This is a genomic window from Nocardioides luteus (genome assembly GCF_014648595.1).
Classification (GTDB): Bacteria; Actinomycetota; Actinomycetes; order Propionibacteriales; family Nocardioidaceae; genus Nocardioides; species Nocardioides luteus.
In genome coordinates this window covers 37,971-52,261 of the sequence record NZ_BMRK01000008.1, presented here as the reverse complement: position 1 = coordinate 52,261, position 14,291 = coordinate 37,971, and the positions used below count along the sequence as shown (strand labels likewise).

Annotated in this window: 25 protein-coding genes; 21 read left to right on the top strand and 4 right to left on the bottom strand. The window is 67.9% G+C overall.

Going from position 1 to position 14,291, the window contains the following annotated elements:
* Positions 1–65 precede the first annotated feature (65 nt).
* The 4 genes from IEY81_RS11790 to IEY81_RS11775 are packed head-to-tail and all read right to left on the bottom strand — an operon-like array spanning position 66 to position 3,923.
* Entirely contained in the window at positions 66–1,049 is a 984-nt protein-coding gene (locus IEY81_RS11790; protein ID WP_189118675.1) for an AAA family ATPase, read from the bottom strand.
* Positions 1,046–2,191: a DUF4350 domain-containing protein gene (locus tag IEY81_RS11785; RefSeq protein ID WP_189118674.1), complete on the bottom strand. Its 1,146-nt coding sequence runs from the start codon at positions 2,189–2,191 to the stop codon at positions 1,046–1,048. The genes IEY81_RS11790 and IEY81_RS11785 overlap by 4 nt, the downstream gene beginning before the upstream one ends.
* On the bottom strand, positions 2,188–2,799 hold the full coding sequence (locus IEY81_RS11780) for a DUF4129 domain-containing protein (RefSeq protein ID WP_189118673.1): 612 nt from the start codon (positions 2,797–2,799) through the stop codon (positions 2,188–2,190). Before IEY81_RS11780 ends, IEY81_RS11785 begins: the two co-directional genes overlap by 4 nt.
* The gene (locus IEY81_RS11775) at positions 2,796–3,923 is read right to left on the bottom strand and encodes a DUF7544 domain-containing protein (protein WP_189118672.1); all 1,128 of its coding nucleotides are present in this window, start codon (positions 3,921–3,923) and stop codon (positions 2,796–2,798) included. Before IEY81_RS11775 ends, IEY81_RS11780 begins: the two co-directional genes overlap by 4 nt.
* A gap of 413 nt (positions 3,924–4,336) precedes the next feature.
* On the opposite strand from IEY81_RS11775, the gene rpsJ reads away from it, so the two are divergent.
* The 21 genes from rpsJ to rplO all read left to right on the top strand — a co-directional run bounded on the left by rpsJ (position 4,337) and on the right by rplO (position 14,196).
* Positions 4,337–4,645, top strand: a complete 309-nt coding sequence (gene rpsJ, locus IEY81_RS11770; protein WP_008360994.1) for a 30S ribosomal protein S10 — start codon at positions 4,337–4,339, stop codon at positions 4,643–4,645.
* Between the two features lie 10 nt (positions 4,646–4,655).
* A complete protein-coding gene (rplC, locus tag IEY81_RS11765) occupies positions 4,656–5,312 on the top strand; it encodes a 50S ribosomal protein L3 (protein WP_189118671.1) in 657 nt (218 codons plus the stop codon).
* Positions 5,313–5,314: 2 nt separating this feature from the next.
* The gene (rplD, locus tag IEY81_RS11760; RefSeq protein WP_189118670.1) at positions 5,315–6,211 is read left to right on the top strand and encodes a 50S ribosomal protein L4, sunset domain variant; all 897 of its coding nucleotides are present in this window, start codon (positions 5,315–5,317) and stop codon (positions 6,209–6,211) included.
* Entirely contained in the window at positions 6,208–6,504 is a 297-nt protein-coding gene (gene rplW, locus IEY81_RS11755; RefSeq protein WP_008360999.1) for a 50S ribosomal protein L23, read from the top strand. The genes rplD and rplW overlap by 4 nt, the downstream gene beginning before the upstream one ends.
* 16 nt (positions 6,505–6,520) lie before the next feature.
* The gene (gene rplB, locus IEY81_RS11750; RefSeq protein ID WP_189118669.1) at positions 6,521–7,357 is read left to right on the top strand and encodes a 50S ribosomal protein L2; all 837 of its coding nucleotides are present in this window, start codon (positions 6,521–6,523) and stop codon (positions 7,355–7,357) included.
* A gap of 3 nt (positions 7,358–7,360) precedes the next feature.
* The gene (rpsS, locus tag IEY81_RS11745) at positions 7,361–7,642 is read left to right on the top strand and encodes a 30S ribosomal protein S19 (protein ID WP_045550116.1); all 282 of its coding nucleotides are present in this window, start codon (positions 7,361–7,363) and stop codon (positions 7,640–7,642) included.
* A complete protein-coding gene (rplV, locus tag IEY81_RS11740) occupies positions 7,639–8,058 on the top strand; it encodes a 50S ribosomal protein L22 (protein WP_189118668.1) in 420 nt (139 codons plus the stop codon). Before rpsS ends, rplV begins: the two co-directional genes overlap by 4 nt.
* Positions 8,058–8,882, top strand: a complete 825-nt coding sequence (gene rpsC, locus IEY81_RS11735) for a 30S ribosomal protein S3 (protein WP_189118667.1) — start codon at positions 8,058–8,060, stop codon at positions 8,880–8,882. Before rplV ends, rpsC begins: the two co-directional genes overlap by 1 nt.
* A 3-nt stretch (positions 8,883–8,885) precedes the next feature.
* Positions 8,886–9,305 carry a 50S ribosomal protein L16 gene (gene rplP, locus IEY81_RS11730; protein WP_189118666.1) on the top strand — a complete coding sequence of 140 codons (420 nt, stop codon included), beginning with the start codon at positions 8,886–8,888 and terminating at the stop codon, positions 9,303–9,305.
* Positions 9,305–9,547 (top strand): 50S ribosomal protein L29, encoded by a 243-nt coding sequence (gene rpmC, locus IEY81_RS11725; protein ID WP_008361011.1) that lies wholly within the window; start codon positions 9,305–9,307, stop codon positions 9,545–9,547. The genes rplP and rpmC overlap by 1 nt, the downstream gene beginning before the upstream one ends.
* A 1-nt stretch (position 9,548) precedes the next feature.
* On the top strand, positions 9,549–9,836 hold the full coding sequence (rpsQ, locus tag IEY81_RS11720) for a 30S ribosomal protein S17 (RefSeq protein ID WP_189118665.1): 288 nt from the start codon (positions 9,549–9,551) through the stop codon (positions 9,834–9,836).
* A 172-nt stretch (positions 9,837–10,008) separates the two neighbouring features.
* The gene (gene rplN / locus IEY81_RS11715) at positions 10,009–10,377 is read left to right on the top strand and encodes a 50S ribosomal protein L14 (RefSeq protein WP_008361015.1); all 369 of its coding nucleotides are present in this window, start codon (positions 10,009–10,011) and stop codon (positions 10,375–10,377) included.
* The gene (gene rplX, locus IEY81_RS11710; RefSeq protein WP_189118664.1) at positions 10,377–10,736 is read left to right on the top strand and encodes a 50S ribosomal protein L24; all 360 of its coding nucleotides are present in this window, start codon (positions 10,377–10,379) and stop codon (positions 10,734–10,736) included. The genes rplN and rplX overlap by 1 nt, the downstream gene beginning before the upstream one ends.
* A 2-nt stretch (positions 10,737–10,738) precedes the next feature.
* On the top strand, positions 10,739–11,299 hold the full coding sequence (gene rplE / locus IEY81_RS11705) for a 50S ribosomal protein L5 (RefSeq protein WP_189118663.1): 561 nt from the start codon (positions 10,739–10,741) through the stop codon (positions 11,297–11,299).
* Position 11,300: 1 nt separating this feature from the next.
* Positions 11,301–11,486, top strand: a complete 186-nt coding sequence (locus IEY81_RS11700; RefSeq protein WP_017932844.1) for a type Z 30S ribosomal protein S14 — start codon at positions 11,301–11,303, stop codon at positions 11,484–11,486.
* Between the two features lie 86 nt (positions 11,487–11,572).
* Entirely contained in the window at positions 11,573–11,980 is a 408-nt protein-coding gene (gene rpsH / locus IEY81_RS11695) for a 30S ribosomal protein S8 (RefSeq protein WP_040755997.1), read from the top strand.
* A 23-nt stretch (positions 11,981–12,003) separates the two neighbouring features.
* A complete protein-coding gene (gene rplF, locus IEY81_RS11690; RefSeq protein ID WP_189118662.1) occupies positions 12,004–12,543 on the top strand; it encodes a 50S ribosomal protein L6 in 540 nt (179 codons plus the stop codon).
* Positions 12,543–12,926, top strand: a complete 384-nt coding sequence (rplR, locus tag IEY81_RS11685) for a 50S ribosomal protein L18 (RefSeq protein WP_189118661.1) — start codon at positions 12,543–12,545, stop codon at positions 12,924–12,926. Before rplF ends, rplR begins: the two co-directional genes overlap by 1 nt.
* 34 nt (positions 12,927–12,960) lie before the next feature.
* The gene (gene rpsE, locus IEY81_RS11680; protein WP_189118660.1) at positions 12,961–13,572 is read left to right on the top strand and encodes a 30S ribosomal protein S5; all 612 of its coding nucleotides are present in this window, start codon (positions 12,961–12,963) and stop codon (positions 13,570–13,572) included.
* A complete protein-coding gene (rpmD, locus tag IEY81_RS11675) occupies positions 13,572–13,754 on the top strand; it encodes a 50S ribosomal protein L30 (RefSeq protein ID WP_008361029.1) in 183 nt (60 codons plus the stop codon). The genes rpsE and rpmD overlap by 1 nt, the downstream gene beginning before the upstream one ends.
* Before the next feature lies 1 nt (position 13,755).
* On the top strand, positions 13,756–14,196 hold the full coding sequence (gene rplO, locus IEY81_RS11670; RefSeq protein WP_008361030.1) for a 50S ribosomal protein L15: 441 nt from the start codon (positions 13,756–13,758) through the stop codon (positions 14,194–14,196).
* Positions 14,197–14,291: the final 95 nt, after the last annotated feature.

The following is a 14,291-nucleotide window of genomic DNA, read 5'->3' as shown; positions in this document are numbered from 1 at the left end:
ATCGACGTCCCGGTGTCGATCTCTGACGTCTCGACGCCAGAATTCGACGGGTCGGCGGGGCGGGGTCATCGGGGGACGGGGACCGCGCCGATGGCGGAGCTGAGGACCTGGCCGACCTGGACGCCCTCGAGCTCGGCCTCGGGACGCAGCGCGAGGCGGTGGGCCAGGGTGGCGTGGGCCAACGACTTCACGTCGTCGGGAGTGACGAAGTCGCGACCGGCCAGCCAGGCCCAGGCCCGCGCGGAGCGGAGCAGCGCGGTGGCGCCTCGCGGGGACACCCCGGCCGAGAGCGACGGCGACTCCCGGGTCGCACGGGCGATGTCGACGATGTAGCCGGTGACCTCGGGGGATACCTGCACCGACGCGACGAGCTGCCGGGCGGCCTCGATGTCGGCACCCGAGGCGACCGCACGAACCCCGGCACCGGCGACGTCGCGCGGGTCGAAGCCGGAGGCGTGCCGGGTGAGGATCTGCACCTCGTCGTCGCGCTCCGGCACCGGCAGGACGACCTTCAGCAGGAACCGGTCGAGCTGGGCCTCAGGGAGCGGGTAGACGCCTTCGTACTCGATCGGGTTCTGGGTGGCGGCGACCAGGAACGGCTGCGGCAGCGCGCGGGTGACGCCGTCGACGGAGACCTGGCCCTCCTCCATCGCCTCGAGCAGCGCCGACTGGGTCTTCGGAGGCGTGCGGTTGATCTCGTCGGCGAGGAGCAGGTTGGTGAAGACGGGCCCCTCGCGGAAGGTCAGCGAGCCGTGGGACGACTCGACCACCATCGACCCGGTGATGTCACCGGGCATCAGGTCCGGGGTGAACTGCACCCGGCGGGTCTCCACCGACAGCGCGGCCGACAGCGACCGCACCAGCAGCGTCTTGGCGGTGCCGGGCACGCCCTCCATGAGCACGTGGCCGCCGCACACCAGCGCCACCAGGAGCCCGGAGACCGCGGCGTCCTGCCCGACGACCGCCTTGGCGACCTCGGCCCGGACCGCGGTGAGCCGCTCCCGCGCGTCGTCGGGCGACACGGAGGTGATGGTCTCGGATTGGGTCATGGGTGTCGTACCTCTTCCTCAAGGGCGGCCAGCGCGTTCGCCAGCGTGATCAGGTCGTGGTCGTTCTCGAGCGGAGCATCGGTGAGCAGTGCCGAGACCTCGAGACCGGGTCGTCCGGTGCTGCGGGCGACGGCCCCTACGACCGCCTCCGAAGTGGCGTCGCGACCCAGCCGCAGGCGCTGGGCGAGCCGGGTGCGGGCTGCCTGCCGCAGCGTGGTGCCCGCGTGGGTGCGGTCGCCGGAGCGACGGTAGAGCCGGCCCAGGCTGCGGGTGGTCTCACCGGCGCGCACGTGGACCGGCAGCGGCTCGACCGCCAGCGGGCCCAGCCGGCGTCCGCGGGCGATGGCGAGCGCGACCACGGTGAACAGCAGGAGCCACAGCGCGGGCGTGATCCAGCGCGGCAGCAGGGAGCTGGGGGAGTGGGCCTCGTCGGGGGCGAGATCCTCGAGCGCGGGGACGTACCAGACCAGCCGGTCGGTCGCGCCGAGCAGCCGCAGCCCCACCGCCGCGTTGTCGGCACGCACGATCTGCTCGTTGGTCAGCACCTGCGGCGCGCCCCAGACGGTGAGGCCGTCCCCGGGCGCGAGCACCGCGCCGTCGTCGTGGGTGAAGCAGGAACCGGCGTCGTACGTCGTGACCGCGTCGGCCCTGATGCTGAGCCCCTCCCAGCGCGGGTCGTCGCACCCGGCCTCGACGGTCTCGGAGGTCTGGGAGATCGCGTAGGGGATGCCGAGCATCGTGGAGACGTAGGGAGCGGGCTCGGCCAGGACGAGGTCCCCGGCGTCCGCGGTGCGCTCGCGCAGCCGCGTGGCGGTGTTCTCCCCGAGCGCATCGGTGCCGGTCACGAACACGGTCGTGTCCGAGCCGATCTCGGTGTCCTCCAGCTGCTTCGAGGACCGCACGACCTCCACGTCGACGCCGTGCTGCTCCAGCACCTGGGCCAGCGCCCGCGAGCCGTCGGGGTCGGGGCTCTCGGGGTCGAAGGGGGCATAGGACTCCCCGCCCTTCGGCGCCGCGAGGTAGGCCAGCACGACCGCGACCACGAACGCCAGCGCCACGATGAGCACCGGCCGCTTCCGCCGGAACCAGCCTCCGGTGGTGGTCGAGCTCGTCGAGACCGTCGAGCCTGTCGAGACCGTCATCGGCTCACCGCCAGCTCCTGCTCGAGATCGAGTACGCCCCGGGCCTGCTCACCCGTGGCCGGGTGATCTCCGTAGAGCACCTCGTCGAACAGCTCCGCGGCCCGCCCGGCCCGGCCGCCGAGGGACATCTCGCGCTCCAGGCTCGCCGCGACCTCGAGCGCGGTCAGACCGGGGTCCTCGGCCAGGCGGCCGCGTTCGACCTGCCGCCGGGCGAGCGCCCGGAACCCGTCGACCACCGCGGTGCGATGATCTCCCGCCGCGTACGCAGCCTCGGCCCGCTCGCGCAGCTCGGCCGCGGAGAGCGCCTCGTCGGTGAGGACGTCGCCGTTGCGGTCGCGGGCCACCCGGGGGCTGCGCCGGGCCCGGGAGACGAGCAGCCCGAGACCGACCAGGAGCAGCGCGAAGACGACGAGCGCGGCGGCGGTCTGCACCCACGGCACGTCGTCGGGCGACGGCAGGCGGCCGGAGAAGGTGCGCTCGATCCAGCGCAGGATCCGCTCGACGATGTCGAGGTCGTGGTATTCGGGCTTGGCCAGCTCGCGCTGGAGCCAGGAGCGACCCTCCTCGGGCGTCGGCGCCAGAGGAGGAGTCTGTCGGAGGAGCATCATCTGGTCAGCAGCCCGGCCTGCTCCATCAGCTCGACCTCGTAGGACTCCTTGCGGATGCGCTGGTCGAGGTACTGCAGGTTGGTCACCGCGCCCGTGAACGGGGTCGCGATCGCGGCGGCCATCACGGTCGCGAGTGCGCTTCCTCCGATGGTCGCCAGGAAGTAGAGGTCCGGCACCGCGATCCCGACGAAGCTGGCGATCAGGCTGACCGGGAAACCGACGATCTGAGAGGCGAAGCCGGCGATGAGCGCGGTGAGCAGCCAGATCCCCAGGAGCCGCCAGAACTGCCGGGTCGAGAGCCGCCAGGCGCGACGGACCGCACCGATGATGCCGGCGTTCTCCAGCATCAGCGCTGGGACGGCGAGCAGGTAGAACCGGACCGAGACGAAGACCGAGCCGACCAGGAGCAGCAGGAGCATGAGCAGGCCGACCAGGATCGCGGGGACCGGGTTGTCGACGGTGATCGCGAGCGCCACGACCGGCACCACGGCGACCGCCACCGCCACCAGATAGAGGAGCGTGAACAGCACCGCCAGCCCGATCAGCCGCCAGCGGTTGCCGTGGGTCGCCGCCCAGGCCTCGGTGAGAGTGAGCTTCTTGCCGATCGCGGCGGCGTGGGAGACGTGGGAGATCATCCCGGAGACCAGGATGGTGCCGAAGGCCTGCAGGATCGTCCCGACGAAGAGCGAGCCGAAGGCCGCGGCGATCCCGACGATCTCGGAGTTGCCGGGCACGTAGTTCGGGTCGTCGAGGGAGGTGCCGAAGGCCTCGAGGCTGTCGCCGGTGAACGTGATGACCCCCGTGACGACCAGCGGGATCGCCATCGCGACGGCCGCGACGAGGACCGAGGCGCCGACGGTGGCGCCGGGGTTGAAGCGTACGAGCCGGAAGGCGCCGTCGAGCATGTCGCCGAGACCCAGGGGGCGCAGCGGGATCGCGCCCGGCTTGTGGGCCGGGGGGAGCGGCTGGGCCCATGCCGGCTGCTGGCCCTGGCCCTGGCCCCACCCGGCCTGCTGGGGCGGGGCGGCGGGCTGGAGCTGCTGGCCCGGCGGGGGAGGGGTGGGCGGGGTGGCCGTACCCTGTTGAGGTTGCTCACCCGGTGGGGGTGGCCACGCTCCTGACATCTGAAAGCTCCTCGTCGCGACGACCGGCGAACTCGCTCGGTTGGGGGCATCCTCTCAGAGCCACCCAGCCGTCATCGTTGATTTGGAGCCACCTGCGTACGCGTGACAAGATTCTCGGGTTGCTCCAGTGAATGTGCGCTGGGGTGTGCACACATTGACTACTGAATCGCGTCACCTGAGCAGGCTGATCAGCCTGTCCGGATGTGGTCGGTGGTCGCCGTGTGCCCATCCCGAAGACGTGATTCCAGTGAAGCTGATGGTGAAGTTCCCGTCGCGAAGTCGGCGTTCGCTTGTAGAAAATAAGCGACACGCCCGACCGCGGGGGTCGGAGCCGGAGGTGAGCAACCGGGCCGACTCAGCCGGAGGACGCCTGTAGCACGCGGCACGCTGACCAAGAAGGACGAGAGAGACAGATGGCGGGACAGAAGATCCGCATCAGGCTCAAGGCCTATGACCACGAGGTGATCGACACCTCGGCGCGAAAGATCGTGGACACGGTCACCCGTACGGGTGCCAAGGTCGCCGGCCCGGTGCCGCTGCCGACCGAGAAGAACGTGTACTGCGTCATCCGCTCGCCCCACAAGTACAAGGACTCGCGCGAGCACTTCGAGATGCGCACCCACAAGCGCCTCATCGACATCATCGACCCGACCCCGAAGACTGTTGACTCCCTCATGCGGCTCGACCTGCCTGCTGGTGTCGACATCGAGATCAAGCTCTGAGGTTGACGACATGACGATCGAACGCAACGTGAAGGGTCTCCTGGGCACCAAGCTCGGCATGACCCAGCTGTGGGACGAGAACAACGTCGTCGTCCCTGTGACCGTCATCGCGGCGAACACCAACGTCGTGACCCAGGTCCGCACCCCCGAGGTCGACGGCTACAACGCCGTGCAGATCGGCTACGGCGAGATCGACGGCCGTAAGGTGAACAAGCCGGGCGTCGGCCAGTTCGAGAAGGCCGGCACCACGCCGCGCCGCCACCTGGCCGAGATCCGCACCGCCGACGCCGCGTCCTACGCCGCCGGCCAGGAGCTCCCCGTCGACACCTTCGCCATCGGCGAGGAGATCGACGTGACGGGCACCTCGAAGGGCAAGGGTTTCGCAGGCACCATGAAGCGTCACGGCTTCTCCGGTGTCGGCGCCTCCCACGGTGCCCACCGCAACCACCGCAAGCCGGGATCGATCGGCGCCTGCGCCACCCCGGGTCGCGTGTTCAAGGGCGTCCGCATGGCCGGCCACATGGGTACTGACACCGTCACCACCCAGAACCTGACCGTGCACGCCGTCGACACCGAGAAGGGCCTCATCCTGGTCAAGGGCGCCATTCCTGGCCCCAAGGGTGGCCTCGTGGTCCTCCGCTCGGCTGCTAAGAAGCTGGAGGCCTGATCATGGCTATCAAGACCGTCAAGGTCGACTTCCCGGCTGAGATCTTCGATGTTGAGCTCAACATCCCGCTGATCCACCAGGTCGTCGTCGCGCAGCAGGCCGCTGCGCGCCAGGGCACGCACGCCACCAAGACCCGCGGCGAGGTCCGCGGCGGTGGCCGCAAGCCCTACAAGCAGAAGGGCACCGGTCGCGCCCGCCAGGGTTCGACCCGCGCGCCGCAGTTCGCCGGTGGTGGCACCGTCCACGGCCCGCAGCCGCGTGACTACAGCCAGCGCACCCCCAAGAAGATGAAGGCCGCCGCCCTCCGCGGTGCCCTCTCCGACCGGGCCCGCGCCGGCCAGATCCACGTCGCCGAGTTCGCCCTCGAGGCGCCCTCGACCAAGGCCGCGCTGAGCGCCCTCAAGGGCCTCTCCGACGCGAAGCGCTTCCTCGTGGTGCTGGACCGTTCCGAGTCCGTCGCCGCGCTGAGCCTGCGCAACGCCCCCGAGGTGCACCTGCTCTGGGCCGACCAGCTCAACACCTACGACGTGCTCGTCTCCGACGACGTGGTCTTCTCCAAGGCCGCCTACGAGGTCTTCGTCTCCGGCAAGGCCGTCGCGACCAAGGAGACCGTCACCATCGGTGAGGTCGAGAAGGACGCGATCAAGGAGCCCGCCGCGGCGCCCGCCACCGAGACCGACCTCCCCGAGGGTGCTGTCGCGCCGCTCGAGGACGGCTCGGCTCCCGAGGGTTACGACATCAAGGGCAACGTCAAGGGCAAGGACAAGAAGTTCCACGCCCCGGGCGGCCGTTGGTACGAGTCCACCAAGGCGGAGTTCTACTTCAAGTCCGCCGAGGACGCCATCGCCGCAGGCTTCGTCGAGGCCGGCAAGAAGAAGGCTGAGGAGGCTGACAAGTGAGCACGCTGCACTACGACCCCCGCGACATCCTGATCGCGCCGGTGGTCTCCGAGAAGAGCTACGGCCTCCTCGACCAGAACAAGTACACCTTCATCGTTCGCCCCGACGCGAACAAGACCGAGATCAAGATCGCGGTCGAGAAGGTGTTCGACGTCAAGGTGACCTCGGTCAACACGATCAACCGCAAGGGCAAGGCCCGCCGTACCCGCTACGGCCTGGGCAAGCGCCCCGACACCAAGCGCGCGATCGTCTCCCTGGCTGAGGGCGACCGCATCGACATCTTCGGCGCGTGAGAAGGACTGACTGAACATGGCTATTCGTAAGTACAAGCCGACCACCCCGGGCCGTCGTGGCTCGTCGGTGGCCGACTTCGCCGAGGTCACTCGGACCACGCCGGAGAAGTCGCTGACCAAGCCCCTTCCGAAGAAGGGTGGCCGCAACAACCAGGGTCGCGTCACCACGCGTCACCAGGGTGGCGGTCACAAGCGCGCCTACCGGATCATCGACTTCCGTCGCTACGACAAAGACGGCGTGCCGGCCAAGGTCGCTCACATCGAGTACGACCCGAACCGCACCGCGCGCATCGCCCTGCTGCACTACTTCGACGGCGAGAAGCGCTACATCCTCGCGCCCGTCGGCGTCACCCAGGGCACGGTCGTCGAGTCCGGTCCCACCGCTGACATCAAGCCCGGCAACAACCTCCCGCTGCGCAACATCCCGGTTGGTACCACCATCCACAACGTTGAGCTGCGTCCGGGTGGCGGCGCGAAGATCGCCCGCTCCGCCGGCATGAGCGCCCAGCTGGTCGCTCGCGAGGGCTCCAAGGCCACGCTGCGCATGCCTTCGGGTGAGATGCGGTTCGTCGACGTGCGCTGCCGCGCGACGGTCGGCGAGGTCGGCAACGCCGAGCAGTCCAACATCAACTGGGGTAAGGCCGGCCGTATGCGCTGGAAGGGCGTCCGCCCGACCGTCCGCGGTGTCGTCATGAACCCGGTCGACCACCCGCACGGTGGTGGTGAGGGTAAGACCTCTGGTGGCCGTCACCCGGTCAGCCCCTGGGGCAAGCCCGAGGGCCGCACGCGCAAGCGCAAGGCCTCTGACTCGCAGATCATCCGCCGCCGTAAGAGCGGGAAGGGTAGGAAGTAAGCAATGCCTCGCAGCCTGAAGAAGGGCCCCTTCGTCGACGATCACCTTCAGAAGAAGGTCGACGCCGAGAACGAGAAGGGCACCCACAACGTGATCAAGACCTGGTCGCGCCGCTCGATGATCGTGCCCGAGATGATCGGTCACACCATCGCGGTGCACGACGGTCGCAAGCATGTCCCGGTCTTCGTGTCCGACTCGATGGTCGGTCACAAGCTGGGCGAGTTCGCTCCGACCCGCACTTTCAAGGGTCACATCAAGGACGATCGGAAGGGACGGCGTCGATGAGCACCACCGAGCGTGTGCGCGTAAGCGCCCGCCGCGACTCCCTGCTCGGCGACCAGCCGGGTGCCTTCGCGAGTGCCCGCTTCGTGCGGATCACTCCGATGAAGGCACGCCGGGTCGTCGACATGGTCCGCGGCCTGCCCGTCGACGAGGCCCTGTCCCTGCTGCAGTTCGCGCCGCAGGCAGCCTCCGAGACTGTTTACAAGGTCCTCGAGAGCGCCATCGCCAACGCGGTGTCGACCGAGGGTCTGGACCGTGACGACCTCGTCGTCTCGGTCGCGATGGTCGACGAGGGTCCGACCATGAAGCGCTGGCGTCCTCGCGCCCAGGGCCGTGCGACCCGCATCAACAAGCGGACCTCGCACATCACCCTGGCCGTTCAGCCGGCCGACGTCGTCGAGAAGGGCGGTAAGAAGTAATGGGTCAGAAGATCAACCCGAACGGCTTCCGCCTGGGCATCTCGACCGACCACAAGTCGCGTTGGTACGCCGACAAGCAGTACAAGGAGTACGTCGGCGAGGACGTCAAGATCCGCAAGCTGCTCAGCAAGGGCATGGAGCGGGCCGGCATCGCCAAGGTCGAGATCGAGCGCACCCGTGACCGCGTCCGTGTGGACATCCACACCGCGCGTCCGGGCATCGTCATCGGTCGCCGTGGCGCCGAGGCCGACCGCCTCCGCACCGAGCTGGAGAAGCTCACCGGCAAGCAGGTCCAGCTGAACATCCTCGAGGTCAAGAGCCCCGAGGTCGACGCTCAGCTGGTCGCCCAGGGTGTCGCCGAGCAGCTCAGCGGCCGCGTGCAGTTCCGCCGCGCGATGCGCAAGGCCATGCAGACCACCATGCGCTCCGGTGCCAAGGGCATCCGGATCCAGTGCTCGGGTCGTCTGAACGGCGCCGAGATGTCGCGTACGGAGTTCTACCGCGAGGGCCGCGTCCCGCTGCACACGCTGCGCGCCGACATCGACTACGGCTTCTACGAGGCCCGCACGACCTTCGGCCGCATCGGCGTGAAGGTCTGGATCTACAAGGGTGAGGTCTCCGGCTCGCGTGCCGAGCGTCAGGCCGCCCAGGCCGCCCGTGCGGGCGTCCCGGGTCGCGGCAACGACCGTCGCGGTGGCCGCGGCGACCGTCCGTCGCGTGGCTCGCGTGGCGACCGCCCGAACCGCGCTGACCGCGCGGCGAAGACTGAGGCGCCGGCTGCCGCTGAGGCTCCCGCCGCCGAGACCACGACCCAGGAGGGCTGATCCATGCTGATGCCCCGTCGAGTCAAGCACCGCAAGCAGCACCACCCCAAGCGCACTGGCGTGGCCAAGGGTGGCACCAAGCTGGCCTTCGGTGACTTCGGCATCCAGGCGATCGAGGGTCACTACGTGACCAACCGCCAGATCGAGGCGGCGCGTATCGCGATGACTCGTCACATCAAGCGAGGCGGCAAGGTGTGGATCAACATCTACCCCGACGTCCCGCTGACCAAGAAGCCTGCCGAGACCCGCATGGGTTCCGGTAAGGGTTCGCCCGAGTGGTGGGTCGCCAACGTCAAGCCGGGCCGCGTCATGTTCGAGCTCTCCGGTGTCGACGAGAACACGGCCCGCGAGGCGATGCGCCGCGCGATCCACAAGCTGCCCATGAAGTGCCGTTTCATCACGCGAGAGGCTGGTGAGTTCTGATGGCCAACTCCCTGCAGGCGTTCGAGCTGGACGAGCTCACCGACGTCGACCTCGAGGCGAAGCTGCGCGAGGCGAAGGAGGAGCTGTTCAACCTCCGGTTCCAGGCGGCCACCGGCCAGCTGGAGAGCCACGGTCGGCTCCGCACCGTCAAGAAGGACATCGCCCGGATCTACACCGTGGTGCGGGAGCGCGAGCTCGGCATCCGCGTGGCCCCGGGCACCGAGACCACCGAGGAGGCCTGAGATGGCTGAGTCCACCACTGAGCCCACTGAGGGCACCGAGCGCAACACGCGCAAGGTGCGCGAGGGCCTCGTCGTCAGCGACAAGATGGAGAAGACCATCGTCGTCGAGGTCGAGGACCGCGTGAAGCACCCGCTCTACGGCAAGGTCATGCGCCGTACGAGCAAGCTCAAGGCCCACGACGAGCAGAACACCGCCGGCATCGGCGACCGCGTCCTGGTCATGGAGACCCGGCCGCTGTCCGCGACCAAGCGGTGGCGCCTCGTCGAGGTCGTCGAGCGCGCCAAGTGATCCTCGTCTCCTAGGAGACGGATCCGGCTGGCTGCAAACGCCGCCAAATTGACCAAAGGGTGCAGGTCCAGCGACCATTGTTCGCTGGGCCTGTGCCCATCAAATCCCATTACGTTCGGCAAGGCTCACCCGCCCTGGAGCGGGGAGAGAACCAGCTCGACAAGGAGAAGTAATGATCCAGCAGGAGTCGCGACTCAAGGTCGCCGACAACACTGGTGCGAAGGAGATCCTTTGCATTCGTGTGCTCGGTGGTTCCGGTCGTCGCTACGCCGGCATCGGCGACACCATCGTCGCCACCGTCAAGGACGCTATCCCCGGTGGCAACGTGAAGAAGGGTGACGTCGTCAAGGCCGTCATCGTGCGCACCGTCAAGGAGCGCCGCCGCGCTGACGGCTCGTACATCCGCTTCGACGAGAACGCCGCCGTCATTCTCAAGAACGACGGCGAGCCGCGAGGCACCCGCATCTTCGGCCCGGTCGGCCGTGAGCTGCGCGACAAGAAGTTCATGAAGATCATCTCGCTCGCGCCGGAGGTGCTGTGATGGGTCGCTCGCACATCAAGAAGGGCGACACCGTCAAGGTGATCGCTGGTAAGGACAAGGGCGGCTCCGGCAAGGTGATCGCTGTCCTCACCAAGGAGGACCGTGTGATCGTCGAGGGCATCAACCTCATCAAGAAGCACACCAAGGTCCAGGACCAGGGCGGTCGCGCCGGCACCACCGGCGGCATCGTGACCACCGAGGCTCCGATCCACGTTTCCAACGTCCAGCTGCTCGAGGACGGCGAGCCGGTTCGCGTCGGCTTCCGCCGTGAGACGGTCCAGAAGCGTCGCCCCGACGGTTCGACGTACGCCGCTGAGCGCAGCGTTCGCATCTCGCGCAAGACCGGTAAGGACATCTGATCATGACCGACACCGCTGTGGCCCCGCGCCTCAAGACGAAGTACCGCGAGGAGATCGCCCCCGCACTCCAGGAGGAGTTCGGCATCTCCAACGTCATGCAGATCCCCGGTCTGACCAAGATCGTCGTCAACATGGGTGTCGGCGAGGCTGCTCGCGACTCCAAGCTGATCGAGGGCGCTGTCAACGACCTGACCGCGATCACCGGCCAGAAGCCGCTGATCAACAAGGCGAAGAAGTCGATCGCGCAGTTCAAGCTGCGTGAGGGCATGCCGATCGGTGCGCACGTCACGCTGCGCGGCGACCGCATGTGGGAGTTCCTCGACCGTCTGCTGTCGCTCGCGCTGCCCCGCATCAGGGACTTCCGCGGCCTGAACGGCAAGCAGTTCGACGGCAACGGCAACTACACCTTCGGTCTCACGGAGCAGGTCATGTTCCACGAGATCAACCAGGACAAGATCGACCGCTCGCGGGGTATGGACATCACCCTCGTGACGACCGCCACCAACGACGACCAGGGTCGCGCGCTGCTCAAGGCGCTCGGCTTCCCGTTCAAGGAGAACTGAGATGGCGAAGACCGCTCTCAAGGTGAAGGCCGCCCGCAAGCCGAAGTTTGCGGTTCGCGGTTACACCCGCTGCCAGCGCTGCGGCCGCCCGAAGGCTGTGTTCCGCAAGTTCGGCCTGTGCCGTATCTGCCTGCGCGAGATGGCCCACCGCGGCGAGCTGCCCGGCGTCACCAAGTCCTCCTGGTGAGCGATCACCGTTCCAACCACTGACGTTGAAGGTCCTCACGACCGAGTGTCGCGAGGAAACCACTACGAGAAAGGGCCGTTCGGCCAATGACGATGACTGACCCGATCGCAGACATGCTCACTCGTCTGCGTAACGCCAACCAGGCGTACCACGATGCGGTTTCGATGCCGTACAGCAAGCTGAAGCAGGGCGTCGCTGAGATCCTCCAGCAGGAGGGTTACATCACCAAGTACGAGGTGCTGGAGCCCACCGAGGGCCAGGTCGGCAAGACCCTGTCGATCACCCTCAAGTACGGCCGCAACCGTGAGCGCTCGATCGCCGGCGTCCGCCGCATCAGCAAGCCCGGTCTGCGTGTCTACGCGAAGCACACCGGTCTCCCGAAGGTGCTCGGCGGCCTCGGCGTCGCGATCATCTCGACGAGCCAGGGTCTGCTGACCGACCGCCAGGCGAACAAGAAGGGCGTAGGTGGGGAAGTCCTCGCCTACGTCTGGTAACCAGGGAAGGGAGAGAGAAGAAAATGTCGCGTATTGGCAAGCTCCCCGTCCCGGTTCCGTCCGGCGTGGACATCACCATCGACGGCCAGCTCGTGAGCGTCAAGGGTCCCAAGGGATCGCTGTCGCACACGGTGGCCGCTCCGATCACCGTCGAGAAGGGTGACGGCGTCCTCGACGTCAAGCGCCCCGACGACAGCCGGGACAGCAAGGCCCTCCACGGCCTGTCCCGCACGCTGATCAACAACATGGTCCTCGGTGTCACCGAGGGCTACGAGAAGAAGCTCGAGATCGTCGGCGTGGGTTACCGCGTCCTGTCGAAGGGCCCGACCAAGCTGGAGTTCCAGCTGGGCTACTCGCACCCGATCGTCTTCGACGCGCCCGAGGGCATCACCTTCACCACCGACGGTCCGACCAAGCTCGGCGTCGTGGGCATCGACAAGCAGCTCGTCGGTGAGGTCGCGGCCAACATTCGCAAGCTGCGCAAGCCGGAGCCCTACAAGGGCAAGGGCGTTCGTTACGCCGGCGAGAACATCCGCCGCAAGGTCGGAAAGGCTGGTAAGTGATGGCCATCTCGCTGTCGAACAACAAGCACACCGCTTCCCGTGTCCGCTCGCGCCTGCGTCGTCAGGCCCGCGGTCGCAAGAAGATCGAGGGTACGCCGGAGCGTCCGCGCCTCGTCGTGACCCGGTCGGCCAAGCACATCACCGCCCAGGTCGTCGACGACCTGGCCGGCAAGACGCTTGCCTCGGCCTCGACCATCGAGGCCGACCTGCGGTCTGCCTCCGGTGACAAGACCGCCAAGGCCAAGCAGGTCGGCGAGCTGGTCGCGTCGCGTGCCAAGGCCGCTGGTGTGGAGACCGTGGTCTTCGACCGTGCCGGCAACAAGTACCACGGCCGTGTCGCCGCGCTCGCTGACAGCGCGCGCGAGGCCGGTCTGACCTTCTGATCGCAACGATCGAACGAGAGAAGAGGAAAGTCTGATGAGCGGAGCCCAGCGCGGACAGCGTGGTGGCGAGCGCCGAGGTCGCGACGACCGTCGCAACCAGAGCGCCGACAAGACCGCCTACATCGAGAAGGTCGTCGCGATCAACCGAGTTGCCAAGGTCGTGAAGGGTGGTCGTCGCTTCAGCTTCACCGCCCTCGTGATCGTCGGTGACGGTGAGGGTCTGGTCGGCGTCGGCTACGGTAAGGCGAAGGAAGTTCCCGCGGCGATCGCCAAGGGTGTCGAGGAAGCGAAGAAGCACTTCTTCCGCGTTCCCCGCATCCAGGGCACGATCCCGCACCCGGTGCAGGGTGAGAAGGCTGCTGGTGTGGTCCTTCTTCGTCCGGCCGCCCCTGGTACCGGTGTCATCGCCGGTGGCCCGGTGCGCGCCGTCCTGGAGTGCGCCGGCATCCACGACGTGCTGAGCAAGTCGCTCGGTTCGTCCAACCAGATCAACATCGTCCACGCGACGGTGGAGGCCCTCCGGATGCTCGAGCAGCCCGAGGCCGTCGCCGCCCGCCGTGGCCTCCCTGTCGAGGACGTCGCCCCGGAGGCGCTGCTCAAGGCGCAGGCCGAGGTCGCGGAGCCCAAGGCGGAGGTGTCGGCCTGATGGCGCAGCTGAAGGTCCAGCAGAAGAAGGGCCTCGTCGGTCTGAAGCAGAACCAGCGAGACACCCTGCGTACGCTCGGTCTCAAGCGGATCGGCGACGTGGTCGTCAAGGAGGACCGCCCGGAGATCCGGGGCATGGTCCAGACCGTCCGTCACCTGGTGACGGTCGAGGAGGTCGACTGATATGGCACTCAAGGTGCACAACCTGGCGCCGGCTCCCGGTGCCAAGAAGGCCAAGACCCGCGTGGGTCGTGGTGAGGCGTCCAAGGGTAAGACGGCCGGCCGCGGTACCAAGGGCACGAAGGCCCGTTACCAGGTCCCCGCCTACTTCGAGGGTGGCCAGACCCCGATGCACATGCGGCTCCCCAAGCTGAAGGGCTTCAAGAACCCCTTCAAGGTGGAGTTCCAGGTCGTCAACCTCGACAAGCTCAACGAGCTGTTCCCCGAGGGTGGCGTCGTCACCCCCGAGACCCTGATCGAGAAGGGTGCCGTCCGCAAGGGCCACCCGGTCAAGGTCCTGGGCCAGGGTGACCTGACCGTCAAGGTCGAGATCAGCGCCAACGCCTTCTCCGGCTCTGCCAAGGAGAAGATCGAGGCCGCTGGCGGAACTGTCACGGTTCTCTGACAGTTCTACTAACGTAGAGCCTGTCACGTGGGAGCGCGGCCGGATCGCCCCTTCGGGGTCCCGACCGCGCTCCCGCTGTTTCAGCCCTATGTGCA

Bases quoted from the DNA above. Each gene is read 5' to 3' on its own strand.
- rplV (WP_189118668.1), top strand. From the start codon at position 7,639: ATGAGCACCACCGAGCGTGTGCGCGTAAGCGCCCGCCGCGACTCCCTG.
- IEY81_RS11700 (WP_017932844.1), top strand. From the start codon at position 11,301: ATGGCGAAGACCGCTCTCAAGGTGAAGGCCGCCCGCAAGCCGAAGTTT.
- rplF (WP_189118662.1), top strand. From the start codon at position 12,004: ATGTCGCGTATTGGCAAGCTCCCCGTCCCGGTTCCGTCCGGCGTGGAC.
- IEY81_RS11790 (WP_189118675.1), bottom strand. From the start codon at position 1,049: ATGACCCAATCCGAGACCATCACCTCCGTGTCGCCCGACGACGCGCGG.
- rplB (WP_189118669.1), top strand. From the start codon at position 6,521: ATGGCTATTCGTAAGTACAAGCCGACCACCCCGGGCCGTCGTGGCTCG.
- IEY81_RS11785 (WP_189118674.1), bottom strand. From the start codon at position 2,191: ATGACGGTCTCGACAGGCTCGACGGTCTCGACGAGCTCGACCACCACC.
- rplD (WP_189118670.1), top strand. From the start codon at position 5,315: ATGGCTATCAAGACCGTCAAGGTCGACTTCCCGGCTGAGATCTTCGAT.
- rpsH (WP_040755997.1), top strand. From the start codon at position 11,573: ATGACGATGACTGACCCGATCGCAGACATGCTCACTCGTCTGCGTAAC.
- rplO (WP_008361030.1), top strand. From the start codon at position 13,756: ATGGCACTCAAGGTGCACAACCTGGCGCCGGCTCCCGGTGCCAAGAAG.
- rpsE (WP_189118660.1), top strand. From the start codon at position 12,961: ATGAGCGGAGCCCAGCGCGGACAGCGTGGTGGCGAGCGCCGAGGTCGC.
- rpsS (WP_045550116.1), top strand. From the start codon at position 7,361: ATGCCTCGCAGCCTGAAGAAGGGCCCCTTCGTCGACGATCACCTTCAG.
- rplX (WP_189118664.1), top strand. From the start codon at position 10,377: ATGGGTCGCTCGCACATCAAGAAGGGCGACACCGTCAAGGTGATCGCT.
- rpsJ (WP_008360994.1), top strand. From the start codon at position 4,337: ATGGCGGGACAGAAGATCCGCATCAGGCTCAAGGCCTATGACCACGAG.
- IEY81_RS11775 (WP_189118672.1), bottom strand. From the start codon at position 3,923: ATGTCAGGAGCGTGGCCACCCCCACCGGGTGAGCAACCTCAACAGGGT.
- rpsQ (WP_189118665.1), top strand. From the start codon at position 9,549: ATGGCTGAGTCCACCACTGAGCCCACTGAGGGCACCGAGCGCAACACG.
- rplC (WP_189118671.1), top strand. From the start codon at position 4,656: ATGACGATCGAACGCAACGTGAAGGGTCTCCTGGGCACCAAGCTCGGC.
- rpmC (WP_008361011.1), top strand. From the start codon at position 9,305: ATGGCCAACTCCCTGCAGGCGTTCGAGCTGGACGAGCTCACCGACGTC.
- rplR (WP_189118661.1), top strand. From the start codon at position 12,543: ATGGCCATCTCGCTGTCGAACAACAAGCACACCGCTTCCCGTGTCCGC.
- IEY81_RS11780 (WP_189118673.1), bottom strand. From the start codon at position 2,799: ATGATGCTCCTCCGACAGACTCCTCCTCTGGCGCCGACGCCCGAGGAG.
- rplP (WP_189118666.1), top strand. From the start codon at position 8,886: ATGCTGATGCCCCGTCGAGTCAAGCACCGCAAGCAGCACCACCCCAAG.
- rplN (WP_008361015.1), top strand. From the start codon at position 10,009: ATGATCCAGCAGGAGTCGCGACTCAAGGTCGCCGACAACACTGGTGCG.
- rplE (WP_189118663.1), top strand. From the start codon at position 10,739: ATGACCGACACCGCTGTGGCCCCGCGCCTCAAGACGAAGTACCGCGAG.
- rpsC (WP_189118667.1), top strand. From the start codon at position 8,058: ATGGGTCAGAAGATCAACCCGAACGGCTTCCGCCTGGGCATCTCGACC.
- rpmD (WP_008361029.1), top strand. From the start codon at position 13,572: ATGGCGCAGCTGAAGGTCCAGCAGAAGAAGGGCCTCGTCGGTCTGAAG.